Source organism: Agrobacterium vitis (genome assembly GCF_013426735.1).
Lineage (GTDB): Bacteria > Pseudomonadota > Alphaproteobacteria > Rhizobiales > Rhizobiaceae > Allorhizobium > Allorhizobium vitis_D.
The window spans coordinates 2,642,629-2,657,841 of record NZ_AP023272.1; the positions used below are offsets into that span (position 1 = coordinate 2,642,629).

Consider the following 15,213-nt stretch of genomic DNA (forward strand, 5'->3'; position numbering starts at 1 on the left):
CTGGAGACACACTCGTGATTAAGGCTCGCGTCACCGTTACGTTGAAAAACGGCGTTCTGGACCCGCAAGGCAAGGCTATCGAAGGGGCGCTCGGCGCGCTTGGCTTCGGTGGCGTCAACCATGTCCGTCAGGGCAAGGTTTTCGACCTGTCGCTCGATACCGCCGACAAGGCCGCAGCAGAAGCGGAATTGAAAGCCATGTGCGAAAAGCTGCTGGCCAATACCGTGATCGAAAATTACGCGATCTCGATCGATTGAACGGACTGTTCCCGGTGACGGGGACGGCAAATCCGGAATGCGCTTAATAAGACGCATGATGCTTTAGGATTTACCTTGGGAAGAACGCAAGCCGATCTTTCCAAGGCAAATGACATCACAAGAGATCCAGAGGTCGTCTGGTTGAAACATCAACCCAGAAGTGTCTGGAGCAGACAGTCAAGTGGGAACCGACGCCATGAAATCCGCCGTTGTTCAACTGCCCGGCCTGAACCGTGACCGCGATATGATCGCGGCTCTGACCAAGATTTCCGGCACGGCTCCCGTCACAATCTGGCAGACGGAAACCGAAATCCCGGATGTCGACCTCATCGTCATCCCCGGCGGCTTTTCCTATGGCGACTATCTGCGTTGCGGCGCCATTGCCGCGCGCATGCCAGTTATGCAGGCCATCAAGGCCAAGGCCGATCAGGGCGTCAAGGTTCTCGGCGTCTGCAACGGTTTCCAGATCCTGCTGGAAGCCGGCATGCTGCCAGGCGCGCTGATGCGCAATGCATCGTTGAAATTCGTCTGTCGCGAAGTGAAGCTGGAAGTCGTCAATGACGATACGGATTTCTCCCGTGCCTATGCTGCAGGCCAGATCATCCGCTGCCCGGTCGCCCACCACGACGGCAATTATTTTGCTGACCCCGACACACTGCAATCCATCGAAGGCAATGGCCAGGTGGTGTTTCGCTACGCCGAAGGCACCAATCCAAATGGCTCTCTCAACAATATTGCCGGTGTTATCAACGCCAAGGGCAATGTGCTGGGCATGATGCCGCATCCGGAAAACCTGATCGAAGCCGCCCATGGCGGCAATGACGGTCGGGGCCTGTTTGCGTCCGCTCTCGACGTCGTCGCAGCAGCCTGAGACCGGTTGTTGATTTGAATTTAAAACCGGACTCGGATTCATCCATGCGCAAGCCACTTTTTATGATCGCCCTTACGGGTCTCGCCATGCTGAGTGCTTGCAAGCCGACGCCGCCTGCTGCCGTGAAGCCGCAAAGCGCCCTCGACGTGATGGAGCGGGTGATGGTCAGCGCCTCATCCTGCTGGTTCAAGTCCGGAGATCCGGCTTTCAAATCCTATCGCATGGATGCCGAACTGACCTCCTATTCAGGCCAGCCGCGCATTCTTCTGGTGCGCAAAGGCAGCGGCGACATCCGTCCGCTGCTGGTGGTCATGGCGCAAGGCACACCCGCCAAGCTTCAGGCCTTCGGTCCCGTCATGAACGAGCCTCTGTCAGGCCGTATTTCCGCCGACGTCAGACGTTGGGCAAACGGATCGTCCGCCTGCCATTAATTTTCGATGAAACATTGAAGCGTGCTACAGCGCCTTACCCGCTGCGATAAATGTCCAGCGTGGCGATTTTGACACTGCGTTTGCTTGGAAAAATTGGCAAATTAAACCTCGGCGAATCATCGGGATTCGAACGAGGAATTTGAATAATAATGATTGCGCTGTCTTCGATAAGAGCACCGGCCTTGGTCGGCCTTTTACTGTTTACGATCACCACCCAATCCGCATTTGCTGGCGACACTGTTTTTGATGAATTGCGTTTCGGGGCCGTCACCTCGATCCAGGGCCATGAACATGGCGGCGCCGGTGAAGTCACCATGTTGTTCGACCCATTCTCCCGCGATTCTGCCTCCGGTTTCCTTGACAGCCTCGCACGGCCAAGGGTTCATGTCGGCGGAGAAATCGGTGGCGACAGCCTCAATAATCAGATCTATGCCGGCTTCAGCTGGACCACCGACATCTTCTCCTCCAAAGCCTTTATCGAAGCAGGCTTTGGCGGCGTGATCCATGATGGCGCCATTGATGAGCAACACCGCAACGGCCCTGATCTTGGCTGCCGCGTGCTGTTTCGCGAATATGCGGCGCTCGGCTACCGCATCAACAAGACCTGGAGCATCATGGGGCAGATCGAGCACGCTTCAAACGCCGATCTCTGCGATCCGAATGATGGCATGACCCGGGCGGGCGTGATGGTCGGTTATAAATTCTGACGGCCGTGCTCAATGATCGGCTGGACTACAGCATGGGGAACTTGATCGGTGCATGATGATGCGGCGGCAAAAGTTCAGCCGTCCAGTGAAGATAAATAGACTTACGCATTTCCAAGCGGGCTTCGTCACGCGATATGCCGATATCGCGTAACAGACACGCATCCATATCCGTAAGGTCCTTTCGGGTCCGGCGCGTCACCTGCCACCGCTTCAGCCGTCCCCTCACCGTCCCGATATTTTTCAAGAGCCGCCATACAGGACCACGCAAAACACTGTCGTGATGATTGCTCGACTGGGCATTGCCAGCAACATCCGTGTCCCGCAAGATAATTGTATCTATTGTCACCATCACCATGATCCTGAAATCTCGTAATCTTCGATTGCGTCACTTGTTATCCGTGCATTTATAGATACAATCGCACTATTGAAGGTGACAATAAGGATAATTGTCATGGTAACACATTGGCTCCCCGACCTTTCGACAGCAGAGGGTCCGCTTTATATCAGGATTGCGGATCGGGCAGAGGCGGATATCAAGACCGGCAGGTTGTCGTCCGGCGCAAAGCTGCCGCCGCAGCGGGATCTTGCCTTTGATTTGAAGGTAACAATCGGGACAATTACCCGAGCCTATGCGCTGTTGCGGGAACGTGGGCTGGTGACCGGTGAAGTCGGGCGCGGCACTTACGTCCAATCAAGCTTGGCCGAGAGTGAAACCGATAGTCATCGCGACCCGGTTACTCTCACCTATGGCGGCACGCGAACGCTGTCGCCGCCACCGGGCAAACTGCGTTTTGACACCACCGCTGCCATCGATGTCGGCCAGGCGGACATTATCGGCCGTTTGATGACAGACATTGCCCGCGATCAACCGGACGAGATCGCCAGCTACACCCGGAACCTGCTACCCGACTGGCTGGAAGCGGGCCGCCGCTGGCTATCGAATGGCGACTGGAGCCCGGAGGCTGCCAATATCGTGCCGCAGATGGGTGTCCATGCCGGGGTCAATGCGGTGATCGCCGCCATCAGCGGCACCGGCGACCGGATCGTTTGCGAACATCTCACCTATTCGCAGATTGCCCGCAGCGCCTCGCTGATGGGTCGTCAAATTGCGTTGGTCGATTCCGACCATGATGGCATCCTGCCGGAGGACTTTGAACGGGTCTGCGCACGCGAGCACCCAAAAGCAGCCTTCATTATGTCATCGGGCCAGAACCCGACATTGTCCTGCCTTTCCCTGTCACGTCGGCTGGAGATCGTTGACATTGCTCGCCGTTATAATGTCTGGCTGATCGAGGATTACATTTATGGGGCGCTGGTTGGCGATGGCATTCCGCTGCTGGCCCAACTGGCGCCAGACCGGACATTTCTGCTCAACAGCCTGTCTAAATCCGTGGCGGCTGGAGTGCGCGGCGGCTGGGTTGCCTGCCCTGACCATATGAGCCAGCGGGTCCGCGTCACCCAGAAAATGGTCTGCGGCGGCCTGCCCTTCCTGCTGGCGGAACTATCGGCGCGCCTGGTTCTGTCGGGGGCTGCGGATGATATTCGCGGACGGGTGCTGGAAGAGCTTTCCGCTCGGGAACAGATTGTCCGGCAGTTGTTCGAAGGCTACGAATTCCGCTCGCATCCACGCCTGCCGTATTTCTGGCTGAAATTGCCGGAACCATGGCTATCGGGCACATTCAAGCAGGCGGCGCTAGACCAGGGCGTGTTGATCGACGATGAGGACGAGTTCAAACCGGCCCGTTCATCACGGGTCTTTCATCATATCCGCGCCGGTTTCAGCGAAGGACGGGATCGAAGCATTGCTGAAGGTGGCCTGATCGCGCTCAGGCGCATTCTCGACCAGATCCCGGTCGGCAGCAACGCCGTCATGTGACGGTGTCGCCTACAGAGATCAGATCGTCGTCAGCGTCCAGTTGACGATATCGCCGCTAACCTTGGCGAAAGCCTGCGACAGAGCGTTGACGAGCGCCTGATTGTCGCCGCCACGAGCGGGAACGCTGGCGGAAAACACCTTCTGAGAAATCACACTGCCATTGCGGTCATTGAGCAGCTTGACGGAAATCTCGACATTGGCCCGGCGGATACCGCCAGCCTCGACTTCGAACGTCCTGATGTCGGACAGCAATTGATAATCGATCGCCAGGCCCTGCCCGGGCTTGCCGACACCGCCGAGCTTACCGGTGTTTTCGAAAGCCTCGACCAGTTTTGACTGCACCATGCGCGGCAGCTTGTCGCTCCATTGCGACTTGGCCAAATATTGCATTTCCGTGCCGGACACCCGCACCACGATCATATCGCTGTCGAGCACTTTCAGCGCGGTCGGATCGGCAACCAGAACCTGCCGTTTCTGAGCGGATTGGGTGGTGGTGGCTGCACGGATGCTGGCCAGGTCATATGTATCGTTGGGCGTCGTGCCACAGCCCGCCAGCATGACGCCGAGAATGGACAGGGCGCAAGCGGCGCGCAAAGTCGCCATTGGACGCAGAACCGCTAAAGAATACCCCATCATCTGTCCCTTTTTCACGGAAAAACCTGTCACCGTCTTGTCCGCCCATCATATTGCTTGACGTTGTCGCCACCGAAGATCAGCCGTTGCGGATCGCGGTCAAAATTGCTGATCGTGTCATCCAGGTTCTTCACGGTGCTGCGCGTATCGTTGACCAGAGTCTGAATGTCCTTCAGGCCCGAAGACGAGAATTTCGACAGGTTGTCGGCAATCGGGCCGATCTTCTGGTTGAGATTGTCAGCCACGGCGCGAATGGACTGGAGCGTGCGCTTGGCCTCAGCCGAAAGCGAATTGGTATCGTCGGAGCCCAGCAGCGCATCGACCTTGGCCAGAATACCATCGACCCTGGTCGAGGCATTGTTCAACCGGTTGGAAAGCTGGGTAAAGTCGCTGATGGCCTGGTCGATATCCGGTTTACGATCCTTGAAAGTTTCCGTTACCGACTGGACATTGGCAGCCGCACTGCGGGCATCGGTTACGGCCACCGAAACATCATCCACGACACGCGAGACCTTCTGCGTATCGATCGCGGCAATCAGCGCGTTGACCTGTCCAAGCGTTCCCTCGGCCTTCACGCCGAAATCGTTGAAGGTCTTGGCGGTCGCCGAGAAATTATCGACGGCGACGCCGACCTTGTCGGAGGCATCGGCAATCTTGCCGGTGAAGGTTTCAGCATTGGTCAGAATCTGGTTGACCTTGTTGCGGTCCACTGCCTTTAGCAGGTCTTCGGCTGCGGCCAGCGTTGAATCAAGCCGCCCGGAGAGACCTGTAATCGTATCGGAAAGCGCGCTGACGCTCTTCAGGAAGGTGTCGATGCCATCGGCATTGTCAGCCAGAGCCTTGGAAAAGGTTTCAGCGTTGCGCATCGTGTTGGTCAGCGGCCCGCGCGCGTCAGCGACAAAGCCCTGAACGTTGGCAATGGCGTCATCGGCACGCTTCATGATCTTGTCAGCCGTTGCCAGAAGATTGGTCAGGCTGGACTGATCGGCCACCAGAACCGCCGTCTTGCCGGTCTCCTGGGCTTTCTTCAGCAAATCGTCGCCACCAACGCCACCCGACATTTCGACATAGGCCGCACCGGTCAGCCCCTGAACCTCAAGCGCCGCCTTGGTATTGGAGCGAATGGGCGCATCCTGCTGCACCTGTGTCTCAGCGATGGAAAAGGCCGGATCATCACGGTCGATGCTCAAGGAAACGACCGAGCCGATCTGGATGCCGTTGAAACGCACCGGCGAGCCGACGCTCAGACCATTGGCGGAGCCAGGGATGCGGATGGTCAGTGGTGACATTGGGCCACCACGGCCATATTCGGCCATCCAGTAGACAAAACCAAATGCCGCAAGGATCACAAGAAGCGTGAACAAGCCGACGATGGTGTAATTTGCTTTGGTTTCCATAGGATCTCAATCAATCGTGCCGGCAATCGCGCGGGTGCCGCGCATTTCCTGATGTTTGGGAATGGAGCGCGCCCGTTTGCCCCGGAAATAGGATTTGACCCAGTCATCGTCGCAGGCGAGCATATCCGTTAACGGTCCTTCAACCAAGACTCGTTTCTGTCCGAGCACAGCGATGCGATCGCAGACCGAAAACAGGCTGTCGAGGTCATGGGTCACCATATAGACGGTCAGCCCCAGCGTATCGCGCAGACGGGCAATCAAATCATCGAACTCGGCAGCGCCAATTGGGTCGAGGCCAGAGGTCGGTTCATCGAGAAACACCAGGTCCGGGTCCAGCGCCAGCGCACGCGCCAAAGCCGCCCGCTTGATCATGCCGCCGGACAATTCCGAGGGGTATTTGTCCCCGGCATCCGCAGAAAGGCCAACCATCTGGATTTTCAGATAGGCCAATTCGTCCATCAGCACTTGCGGAAGCTTCAGATATTCCCGCATCGGCAATTGGATGTTTTCCTTGACCGTCAGGGCGGAAAACAAGGCGCCATGCTGGAACAGCACACCGAGGCGTGTATCGAGATTGGAACGCTCCGCAGCGCTGACAGCATCGTAGTCTGCGCCCAGAATATGGATCTGACCGGCCTGGCGCGGCAAAAGCCTCAACACCGTGCGCATCAGCACCGATTTCCCCGCACCCGAAGCCCCGACAAAACCGAGAATTTCGCCGCGATAGACATCGAGATCGAGATTGTCCAGCACCAGTTTTTCACCGAAACCGACAGTCAGACCACGCACGGACAGCACCGCTTCGCGCCCTTCCTTGAGCGGCGGCACTTCCTGTGTCGGGTGATTGTCTCTGTCTTGATTGTTCAGGTCTTGCTGTTCCACGGCGGCCCCTTAAAAATTGATCGCTGCGTAGAATACGGCAAACAGCCCATCCATGAGGATGACGACGAAGATCGACTTCACCACCGAGGCGGTGACGTGCTGGCCGAGCGACTCGGCGCTACCACCAACCTTCATGCCCTCCACCGCCGCGACGATGCCGATCACCACAGCCATGAACGGCGCCTTGATCAGGCCGGCAGCGAAGGTGGCATAATCCACGGCGTCATGCAGACGGGTAACAAAGACCTGAAAGGTAATGCCGGAATAGGCAAAGGAAACGACCGCGGCACCGTAAAGCGCCGCAAAATTGGCGATAACCGTCAGAAGCGGCAGTGCAATGACCAGAGCGACGATACGCGGCAACACCAGAACGCCGATTGGGTTGAGGCCGATAACCTTCAACGCATCCACTTCCTCGCGCATCTTCATCGAGCCGATTTCAGCGGTGATAGCGCTGCCCGAACGGCCCGCGATCATGATGGCAGTCAAGAGAACGCCGATCTCGCGCAATTGCAGAATGCCGACCAGGTCAACCACGAAGACTTCGGCGCCGAAATAGCGAAGCTGGAATGCGCCCTGCTGGGCGATGATCGCCCCGATCAGGAAGGACATCAGCAGGATGATCGGCACCGCCCGCAGGCCCATATGGTCCAGCTGATTGACGATGGAAGCAATGGACGCCCGCCCGCCACGTCTTTCCTTGGATTGCGTGCCACGCACCGCCGAGCCGAGCACATAGCTCATGGCCAGCACGTCTTCAAACAGGCTCACACTCATCTTGCCAACCGGCTCTAACACCCGCTGGAAGAAGGGGCGGCGATCCACGACCTTTTCTGGCAAAGGTGGCTGTTCGGGCAGCGCGGAAATCAGCTCCCGCATCGCGTCGCTACCACCGACAATCTGCACATCACCCTGCTTGGAGGCGGCCAGCTCGATGCGGCGGATGATCCAAGCGCCAGATGTATCAAGACTTGAAATGCCGGTGATGTCGATCTCGACATGGCCGTTCAACGTTTCGCGCATTTCCAGCAGTTTTGGAATCACGGTATCAACCGTGGTATTGCGCCACGGACCGCTCAGGCGAAGCCGCTGCCCGGCCTCCCCTTCCAGCTGTTCGGCATCGACCGTGGTATTGTCCATCTGACCGGAACTCAAAACGTATACACTTTCAAAGCCATCACTCAGAGAGTGGGCAAGCCGCCATCGGCTTGATGCTGACGACTATATATCGTTCCCGCGCGACAATTCCACTGATCTTTGCGGGAAAAGTGTCGATCAACCTATGGGCAACACTTCGGTCCACAGGCTTTTGTCACCTATAACCATTTCAGGCGTTGCAGCGTGCCGCCTGCGTTTCTGTTCCAGCGGGGTTTTCCACCGGAAAAATGCGAATGGGCTCCGGCGGACCCAGCAGGCGCGGTTGATCAGCGGCATTATAGCGCGTACCCCATTCGATCAATTCAAAATGACCGTCATGATGTTCGGCCACCGCAGTGCAGCTTTCCACCCAATCGCCGGTATTGATGTAATGGATACCGCCGACATCCTGCATGACAGCATGATGGATATGGCCACAGATCACACCATGCACGTCGTTGCGGCGCGCTTCGTCGGCAACGACTTTCTGGAATTCTCCGATAAAATTGACCGCATGCTTGACCTGTAGCTTGGCCCAGGCAGAAAATGACCAATAGGGCATGCCCATCCGGCGGCGGACAGCCGCCAGAACCACGTTGATGGCAATCGCCATGTCATAAGCCCAGTCACCCATATAGGCGAGCAGGCGCGCATTGCGCACCACCACATCGAACTGGTCGCCATGCAGAATCAGATAGCGCTTGTTATCCGCCGTCTCGTGAATCATCCGGTCCAGCACTTCGATTCCCCCAAAATGGGTTCCGGGAAAACCCCGGAGGAATTCGTCGTGATTTCCGGGGATATAGACAATTCTTGTCCCCTTGCGCGCCTTGCGCAGCAATTTCTGCACCACATCATTACAGCCCTGAGGCCAATACCAGCTGCGTTTCAACCGCCAGCCATCGACGATATCGCCAACCAGAACGATGGTATCGGCATCGTAAACACGCAGGAAATCCAGCAAAAAATCAGTCTTTGCGGCCTTAGAGCCGAGATGCACATCCGAAATGAAGAGGGTTCTCACATGTCGCGTTTCGGTTTCGTCGCTCACGGGAATGGTCCTTTACGATCAGCTTTGGCATGCTCTCAAAATCAGACTCGTGTTTCAGGATGATGACACGGGCAACACACCGATGGGCTGCAATTGCCATGGCCACCAGAAATATGTTCTGGTCCGTGGAACGATTTGTTGTAAGAGATGGGAAGAGATGAACGATGAAGCGGCAAGAAGCATGACCGACGACAAAACCAAGACGAATTCGCCCGCCTCTGGCGATCTGGACGAACAGGCTCTGTTCTACCATTTGCATCCCCGCCCCGGCAAATTAGAGATCCAGGCAACCAAGCCGCTGGGCAACCAGCGCGACCTGGCGCTTGCCTATTCCCCGGGTGTTGCGGCTCCCTGCCTTGCCATTCGCGACAATCCACAAGCCGCCGACGATTACACGGCCCGCGCCAATCTGGTCGCGGTGATTTCCAACGGCACCGCCGTCCTCGGCCTCGGCAATATCGGCCCGCTGGCCTCAAAGCCGGTCATGGAAGGCAAAGCCGTCCTGTTCAAAAAATTCGCCGGTATCGATGTCTTCGACATCGAGGTCGATGCTATGACCGTCGATGCCATGGTCTCGACCGTCGCCTCGCTGGAGCCGACCTTTGGCGGTATCAACCTTGAAGATATCAAGGCGCCGGAATGCTTCGAAATCGAGCAGCAATTGCGCGACCGGATGAATATTCCGGTGTTTCACGATGACCAGCACGGCACCGCGATCATCGTCGCCGCAGCCATTCTGAACGGCCTTGAACTGGCCGGTAAAACCATCGGCGACGTCAAGATCGTCGCGTCAGGCGCAGGTGCTGCGGCTCTTGCCTGCCTCAACCTTCTGGTTGCACTTGGCGCGAAACGCGAAAATATCTGGGTCCATGACATTGAGGGGCTGGTCTACAAGGGCCGTAACGAGCTGATGGACCCCTGGAAAGAGGTCTATGCCCAGGAAAGCGACAAGCGGGTGCTTGCTGAAAGCATCGGCGGTGCAGATGTATTCCTCGGCCTGTCCGCTGCGGGAGTCTTGAAGCCGGAACTGCTGGAACAGATGGCGCCAAGCCCGCTGATCATGGCTCTGGCCAATCCAAAGCCCGAAATCATGCCGGAACTGGCGCGCACCGCCCGTCCCGACGCGATGATCTGCACCGGCCGGTCGGACTATCCCAACCAGGTCAATAACGTTCTCTGCTTCCCTTATATCTTCCGGGGCGCTCTGGATTGCGGCGCGACCACGATCAACGAAGAGATGAAGATGGCCGCTGTCAAAGCCATCGCAGCACTCGCCCGCGAAGAAGTCTCAGAGGTGGCGGCCAGGGCCTATACCGGCGACTCGCCGACTTTCGGACCTGAATATCTGATCCCCTCGCCTTTCGATCCACGCCTCATCCTGCGCATTGCGCCCGCCGTGGCAAAAGCCGCCGAAGAGAGTGGCGTCGCCCGCAGGCCGATTGCCGATTACGACAGCTATCTCGATACTCTGAGCCGTTTCGTGTTCCGCTCCGGCTTCATCATGAAGCCGATCTTTGCCAATGCAAAAGCGGCCGTGAAAAAGCGGGTGATCTTTGCCGAAGGCGAGGATGAACGGGTGTTGCGCGCTGCCCAGGTGCTGCTGGAAGACGGAATTGGTGAACCGATCCTGATCGGTCGTCCGCAGATTATCGAAACGCGCCTGAAACGCTTTGGCCTGCGCATCCGGCCCGGCATCGATTTTGCCATCGTCAATCCGGAAGACGATCCACGCTACCGAGACTATGTGGACGATTATGTAGCGCTGGTTGGACGGTCCGGTATCAATCCCGAAGCAGCAAGAACCATCGTGCGCACCAATACGACCGTGATCGGCGCGCTATCCTTGAAGCGCGGCGAAGCCGATGCGCTGATCTGTGGCGTTGAAGGCCGGTTTGACAGGCATGTTCACGATGTCGGTCAAATCCTCGGCAAAAAGCCGAATGTCCGGGACTTTTCCGGTCTCAGCCTGCTGATTTCCCAGCGTGGTGCGGTTTTCATGACCGATACATTCGTGACCGAAAATCCAACGGCGGAAGAAGTGGCGGAAATGACCATTCTGGCCGCCCAGGCCATTCGCCAGTTCGGCATCACGCCGAAAGCCGCACTTCTGTCTCATTCCAATTTCGGCTCGCGCAATTGCGAAAGCGCCCGCAAGATGCGCGCAGCGCTTGAGATCCTGCGCAAGGAAGCGCCTGAGCTGGAAGTCGATGGTGAAATGCAGGGCGGTTCGGCCCTGTCGGAGACTTTGCGTCGGCGCGCCATTCCCAACAGCACGCTGTCGGGCGATGCAAACCTGCTGGTGTTCCCCAACCTGGATTCCGCCAATATTTCGCTGGGTCTCGTTCGCACCTTTACCGATGCTTTGCATGTCGGCCCAATCCTTCTGGGAGCCGCCCAGCCAGCGCATGTTCTGTCAACGTCCGTCACCTCACGTGGCGTTGTCAATATGGCCGCTCTTGCCGTGGTGGAAGCCAACCAGCAGATCTGACCCCCACTTTGGGTCTTTCGTATTCTGTAATCACCCAGGTTCATTCCGAACCTGGGTGATTTTTTTTGCCTGCTTACGTTTCCTTTCAGGAAGATCGGGGCCCATTTTCCTGGCAAACGTCATGCCGAGCCGGGCGAAGATGATATTCTTCGGACACCATCTGTTTATCACCCTCTCAATTGCGCTGGCCCTCTTATGCTCTGTTTCCCTTGCTCTGCTTGCTTGGGAAACGGAGTTGGCGGTGTTCGAACCTGACACAGTTGTCTTCGCAAGACATAAAATCGCAGACCTGAAACCTTATTCAACACGTGGACATTTGCCCTCAAAGGTAGAAAATGAACCCTTAGAAATTGCGGGGCTTTCATGTTTGACGATGACATTTATTTTAATTTGCTCGATTGGCTGGAGACCGCCACCAGCGCGAAATGGACCGATTTCCTGAACCGTCTGCAAATCAGCTACAACCTGTCGGGCTGTCTTTACATGGACGCTTCCATCACCTCGGCTGGCGCTCTGGTATATCGATACGGGCATACATTCGATAAGCAGGCAAAAGACCCTATCCTCATGCTCGATGCGCCTGTTTTGCGTAACGTCTTGTCACAACTCAGCCGGGCCATGGAACCGGTGGATATGCATGACCTCGCGCAATTGAGCGAAGAGGGCCTTCTGTTGCGCAGCAAGCTGCGCGATCTGCCCTTGCCGAGGCAAGCCGTCAGTTATCCGCTGCTTTCGGTCGATGGCCGCGGCGCAATTCTCGCTATTGCAAGCAATGCATGTGAGGAGGAGTGGCGACGCTTTCGCCGCTGCCATGACCGCGACATCCATCTTCTGGCGGGAAAATTCCACGCAGGCCTAGTGAAACGCTGCGATGGTACCCGCCTCGGAGGTGTGCCCACCCTCACCCGACGGGAACAGGAAACCCTGCGGTGGACGGCTGCGGGCAAAAGCTATTGGGAAACCGCCGTGATCCTTGGAATCTCTGAACGGACCGTGCGGTATTTTATGGCCAATGCCCGCACCAAACTCGACGCCGTCTCCAACACTCAAGCGGTGGCAAAGGCCCTGCAACGCGGCCTGATTCCACCGGAAGCACCATTATAACAGGCCGCCGGCCTCCATATCTTATGTTAGCCAGACCTCTCGGCAGCTGAGGGATCCGAACTATCATGGATAGGTGGCGGCCCATATTGCCTATGCAAAAATTTCATGCCGCATGTGTGTTTTAAATATTTGCAACGCCTTCAAGACGGGGAGTGGTCCACATCTTCGATGCCTAGGTATGAGATGGTGAATCGGAGCAGTTTAACGGTCAATTCTTGTCAGTTAAACTGTCGCTACCGTCAGTTTTATTGGGATTTTTTTACACTCATATTGTGTCACCTTCCAATTAAGGAGACACGCATGCTCAAAATTCTGAACAGCCGACATAAGCAGACCCAACAGGCGGCATTGGCAGACATGTTTCGCCTGCGAAAAAAAGTATTTCATGATCTTTTGAAATGGGATGTCGTTGTACAGGGCGATTTCGAGATGGATCACTATGATGATGCCAATCCGATTTACGTTTTATCTTATGACGACAGGACAGGCCGGTTGCGCGGCTCGCTCCGCCTGCTGCCGACGCTTGGCCCGAATATGCTGGATGATACCTTTCCCATTCTATTGGACGGAAAGCCGGCCATTCGTGACATTGCCATGTGGGAATCGAGCCGGTTCTGCATCGACCCGGAAATTTCCCTGGACCGATCTTCCAACCAGGTCAGCATTGCCGCAGCCGAGCTGATGTGTGGTGTTGGTGAACTGGGCCTTGCATCGGGGCTTACGCATATCGTCACCGTGACAGATGTGTTTTTGGAGCGGATGTTTCGCCGCATGGGCTGCCCCGGCGAACGAATTGGCGCGCCGCATAAGATCGGCTCGGTTCATGCCGTGGCAATTGCCTGGGAGATCGATACCGGCATGCTCGATGCCATGAAAAACATTGCTGCCATCACCGGACGCCTGCTCGACACACCAATGTCGCTGGAACAGGCACGTGCCGCCTGACGTGGCGTCTCATATACGAAGAGCCGCCGACAATGGCTGTTCGCATGGTCGGCCTCTTGGCCCTGCCAGACGGGATTGCTAAAACAGGATTACGGGTTGGCGTTTGCGACGCCCTGCCCTATGTTCCCTTTCACTTGACTTAATGTCACTTGGCTTGATTAGTGTCCCGTCAACCGGCCCAATAGCATGGCCCCAATAGCATGGCTTATGGATCCGCATGCGCGCTATCGCTCTCATCGTTGTCGCGTCCTGTTGTTTCATTGCCCTCGGGCCAGTCGGTCCGGCGCGGGCCGCCCCAAGCTGCGAGGCCATTCGGGCCGAGCTTGCCCAGACACCTGTGGTGATTGGCAATTCTCAGGGCATGCGTGCCTATTCGGGAGCTGTGACCCGGCAGGATTTCGAGATCCGTAAATTGCAACGCACCCTGCAACAGGCCGGATGCTCCTCCAGTATCGCCATTCTCAACGGACATGGACAGGATCTCTGCGCGCCAATGCAGGAGAGCCTTGCCGTCATGCAGGAAAACAAGCGTCAACTTCTGATCGAACGCAACGCGGCGGGCATGAAGGGCGGCGTCAATCCCCGCCACGCGGAACTGACGGCTGCTTTGCAATCAAATGGCTGTGATCTCACCGAACCGGCCTCGGCACGCCAGGACACGGGTGACAGCGAGGAAACGGCCAGGCCCTTTGAGGCCCCGGTCTATCCGGATTATCCATTGCGCAACGAGGCGCCGATCTCGTCATCCAGTGACGGGCTTATGCTGCCGTCGGGACAGGGCGGATACAGAACGCTCTGCGTCCGAACCTGCGATGGCGGCTTTTTCCCGATCTCGCCCAGCACACCCGCCCGCGATTTTGGTCGCGATGCCGAAACATGCAACCGGCTTTGTCCAGGGACTGAAGCCGAACTCTATTATTCCCGCCTCACCGACGAGGCCAAGGATATGGTTTCAACCGTGACCGGCCAGCCTTATCGCGATATGCCCAATGCCTTCGCCTATCTCAGCCGGGTACCCGGGCAGCCGGGACAATGCAGTTGCAACAGGAGCAGCTCTGACGGCTTGCAGACCAATGCTCCAAAGCCTGGTTTAGGGACTGATTCTGGCGGGTCATCAGTCATTTCCATCACATCCAATGGATCCGCCGCCAGCACCAGACAGATGGATGCCCCGCCTGATGCGCAGGTCAAAACGTCGACCGACGAAAAGACGACGACTGGCATGGAAGCCACGAATAAGCCAGCCCCTGAACCTGAGGCGGTGAGCCGGCCCTATGATCCCGGACGCCAATCGGTACGCCGCGTTGGCCCAACGTTCCTGCCGTCCAACACCAGCCAGATTGACCTCGTTCATCCAGCGCTTCCAGGCGCACAACCGGTTCAGGAATAGGTTCTCCTTCAGCATCGTACCGATTCCGGTTTTTTACCCGATCT

Annotated in this window: 15 protein-coding genes; 9 read left to right on the forward strand and 6 right to left on the reverse strand. The window is 57.0% G+C overall.

Translation table 11 applies throughout. The annotated features are described in order from the left end of the window. The first annotated feature begins 14 nt into the window (after window positions 1–14). The 4 genes from purS to H1Y61_RS12270 all read left to right on the forward strand — a co-directional run bounded on the left by purS (window position 15) and on the right by H1Y61_RS12270 (window position 2,266). The gene (gene purS, locus H1Y61_RS12255; protein ID WP_015915787.1) at window positions 15–257 is read left to right on the forward strand and encodes a phosphoribosylformylglycinamidine synthase subunit PurS; all 243 of its coding nucleotides are present in this window, start codon (window positions 15–17) and stop codon (window positions 255–257) included. A 196-nt stretch (window positions 258–453) separates the two neighbouring features. Further along, window positions 454–1,128: a phosphoribosylformylglycinamidine synthase subunit PurQ gene (gene purQ / locus H1Y61_RS12260; RefSeq protein ID WP_180572776.1), complete on the forward strand. Its 675-nt coding sequence runs from the start codon at window positions 454–456 to the stop codon at window positions 1,126–1,128. Window positions 1,129–1,172: 44 nt separating this feature from the next. Beyond that, window positions 1,173–1,559: a hypothetical protein gene (locus H1Y61_RS12265; RefSeq protein WP_234903310.1), complete on the forward strand. Its 387-nt coding sequence runs from the start codon at window positions 1,173–1,175 to the stop codon at window positions 1,557–1,559. A gap of 149 nt (window positions 1,560–1,708) precedes the next feature. Further along, window positions 1,709–2,266 carry an acyloxyacyl hydrolase gene (locus tag H1Y61_RS12270; protein ID WP_174110610.1) on the forward strand — a complete coding sequence of 186 codons (558 nt, stop codon included), beginning with the start codon at window positions 1,709–1,711 and terminating at the stop codon, window positions 2,264–2,266. Window positions 2,267–2,291: 25 nt separating this feature from the next. Here H1Y61_RS12270 and H1Y61_RS12275 read toward each other — a convergent pair whose 3' ends face one another. Continuing rightward, the gene (locus tag H1Y61_RS12275) at window positions 2,292–2,621 is read right to left on the reverse strand and encodes a DUF1127 domain-containing protein (protein ID WP_180572777.1); all 330 of its coding nucleotides are present in this window, start codon (window positions 2,619–2,621) and stop codon (window positions 2,292–2,294) included. A 96-nt stretch (window positions 2,622–2,717) separates the two neighbouring features. Here H1Y61_RS12275 and H1Y61_RS12280 point away from each other — a divergent pair, with 96 nt between their 5' ends. Continuing rightward, window positions 2,718–4,142: an aminotransferase-like domain-containing protein gene (locus tag H1Y61_RS12280; RefSeq protein WP_180572778.1), complete on the forward strand. Its 1,425-nt coding sequence runs from the start codon at window positions 2,718–2,720 to the stop codon at window positions 4,140–4,142. Window positions 4,143–4,160: 18 nt separating this feature from the next. Here the strand turns inward: H1Y61_RS12280 and H1Y61_RS12285 are convergent, their stop codons facing one another. From H1Y61_RS12285 to H1Y61_RS12305, 5 genes are all read right to left on the reverse strand, one after another. After that, window positions 4,161–4,775, reverse strand: coding sequence for an ABC-type transport auxiliary lipoprotein family protein (locus H1Y61_RS12285; RefSeq protein WP_409363978.1), 615 nt, complete (start codon window positions 4,773–4,775; stop codon window positions 4,161–4,163). A 29-nt stretch (window positions 4,776–4,804) separates the two neighbouring features. Further along, window positions 4,805–6,172: an MlaD family protein gene (locus tag H1Y61_RS12290; protein WP_015915781.1), complete on the reverse strand. Its 1,368-nt coding sequence runs from the start codon at window positions 6,170–6,172 to the stop codon at window positions 4,805–4,807. 6 nt (window positions 6,173–6,178) lie between these two features. Then, entirely contained in the window at window positions 6,179–7,039 is an 861-nt protein-coding gene (locus tag H1Y61_RS12295; protein ID WP_015915780.1) for an ABC transporter ATP-binding protein, read from the reverse strand. A gap of 24 nt (window positions 7,040–7,063) precedes the next feature. Then, the gene (locus H1Y61_RS12300) at window positions 7,064–8,194 is read right to left on the reverse strand and encodes an ABC transporter permease (RefSeq protein WP_180572779.1); all 1,131 of its coding nucleotides are present in this window, start codon (window positions 8,192–8,194) and stop codon (window positions 7,064–7,066) included. 187 nt (window positions 8,195–8,381) lie between these two features. Further along, window positions 8,382–9,242: a UDP-2,3-diacylglucosamine diphosphatase gene (locus tag H1Y61_RS12305; protein ID WP_180572780.1), complete on the reverse strand. Its 861-nt coding sequence runs from the start codon at window positions 9,240–9,242 to the stop codon at window positions 8,382–8,384. 181 nt (window positions 9,243–9,423) lie between these two features. Here H1Y61_RS12305 and H1Y61_RS12310 point away from each other — a divergent pair, with 181 nt between their 5' ends. The 4 genes from H1Y61_RS12310 (at window position 9,424) to H1Y61_RS12325 (ending at window position 15,169) form a co-directional block, all read left to right on the forward strand. After that, window positions 9,424–11,730 (forward strand): NADP-dependent malic enzyme, encoded by a 2,307-nt coding sequence (locus H1Y61_RS12310; RefSeq protein ID WP_180572781.1) that lies wholly within the window; start codon window positions 9,424–9,426, stop codon window positions 11,728–11,730. A gap of 363 nt (window positions 11,731–12,093) precedes the next feature. Then, window positions 12,094–12,834, forward strand: a complete 741-nt coding sequence (locus H1Y61_RS12315; protein WP_015915776.1) for a helix-turn-helix transcriptional regulator — start codon at window positions 12,094–12,096, stop codon at window positions 12,832–12,834. 300 nt (window positions 12,835–13,134) lie between these two features. Beyond that, the gene (locus H1Y61_RS12320) at window positions 13,135–13,779 is read left to right on the forward strand and encodes an acyl-homoserine-lactone synthase (protein WP_087727812.1); all 645 of its coding nucleotides are present in this window, start codon (window positions 13,135–13,137) and stop codon (window positions 13,777–13,779) included. A gap of 217 nt (window positions 13,780–13,996) precedes the next feature. Further along, the gene (locus tag H1Y61_RS12325; RefSeq protein WP_180572782.1) at window positions 13,997–15,169 is read left to right on the forward strand and encodes a DUF2865 domain-containing protein; all 1,173 of its coding nucleotides are present in this window, start codon (window positions 13,997–13,999) and stop codon (window positions 15,167–15,169) included. The last annotated feature ends 44 nt before the right edge of the window (window positions 15,170–15,213 follow it).

What these genes read in the sequence shown, in the direction of transcription:
- purQ (WP_180572776.1), top strand. Translation starts at nt 454, where the DNA reads ATGAAATCCGCCGTTGTTCAACTGCCCGGCCTGAACCGTGACCGCGAT.
- H1Y61_RS12265 (WP_234903310.1), top strand. Translation starts at nt 1,173, where the DNA reads ATGCGCAAGCCACTTTTTATGATCGCCCTTACGGGTCTCGCCATGCTG.
- H1Y61_RS12270 (WP_174110610.1), top strand. Translation starts at nt 1,709, where the DNA reads ATGATTGCGCTGTCTTCGATAAGAGCACCGGCCTTGGTCGGCCTTTTA.
- H1Y61_RS12275 (WP_180572777.1), bottom strand. Translation starts at nt 2,621, where the DNA reads ATGGTGATGGTGACAATAGATACAATTATCTTGCGGGACACGGATGTT.
- H1Y61_RS12280 (WP_180572778.1), top strand. Translation starts at nt 2,718, where the DNA reads ATGGTAACACATTGGCTCCCCGACCTTTCGACAGCAGAGGGTCCGCTT.
- H1Y61_RS12285 (WP_409363978.1), bottom strand. Translation starts at nt 4,775, where the DNA reads ATGGGGTATTCTTTAGCGGTTCTGCGTCCAATGGCGACTTTGCGCGCC.
- H1Y61_RS12290 (WP_015915781.1), bottom strand. Translation starts at nt 6,172, where the DNA reads ATGGAAACCAAAGCAAATTACACCATCGTCGGCTTGTTCACGCTTCTT.
- H1Y61_RS12300 (WP_180572779.1), bottom strand. Translation starts at nt 8,194, where the DNA reads ATGGACAATACCACGGTCGATGCCGAACAGCTGGAAGGGGAGGCCGGG.
- H1Y61_RS12310 (WP_180572781.1), top strand. Translation starts at nt 9,424, where the DNA reads ATGACCGACGACAAAACCAAGACGAATTCGCCCGCCTCTGGCGATCTG.
- H1Y61_RS12315 (WP_015915776.1), top strand. Translation starts at nt 12,094, where the DNA reads ATGTTTGACGATGACATTTATTTTAATTTGCTCGATTGGCTGGAGACC.
- H1Y61_RS12320 (WP_087727812.1), top strand. Translation starts at nt 13,135, where the DNA reads ATGCTCAAAATTCTGAACAGCCGACATAAGCAGACCCAACAGGCGGCA.
- H1Y61_RS12325 (WP_180572782.1), top strand. Translation starts at nt 13,997, where the DNA reads ATGCGCGCTATCGCTCTCATCGTTGTCGCGTCCTGTTGTTTCATTGCC.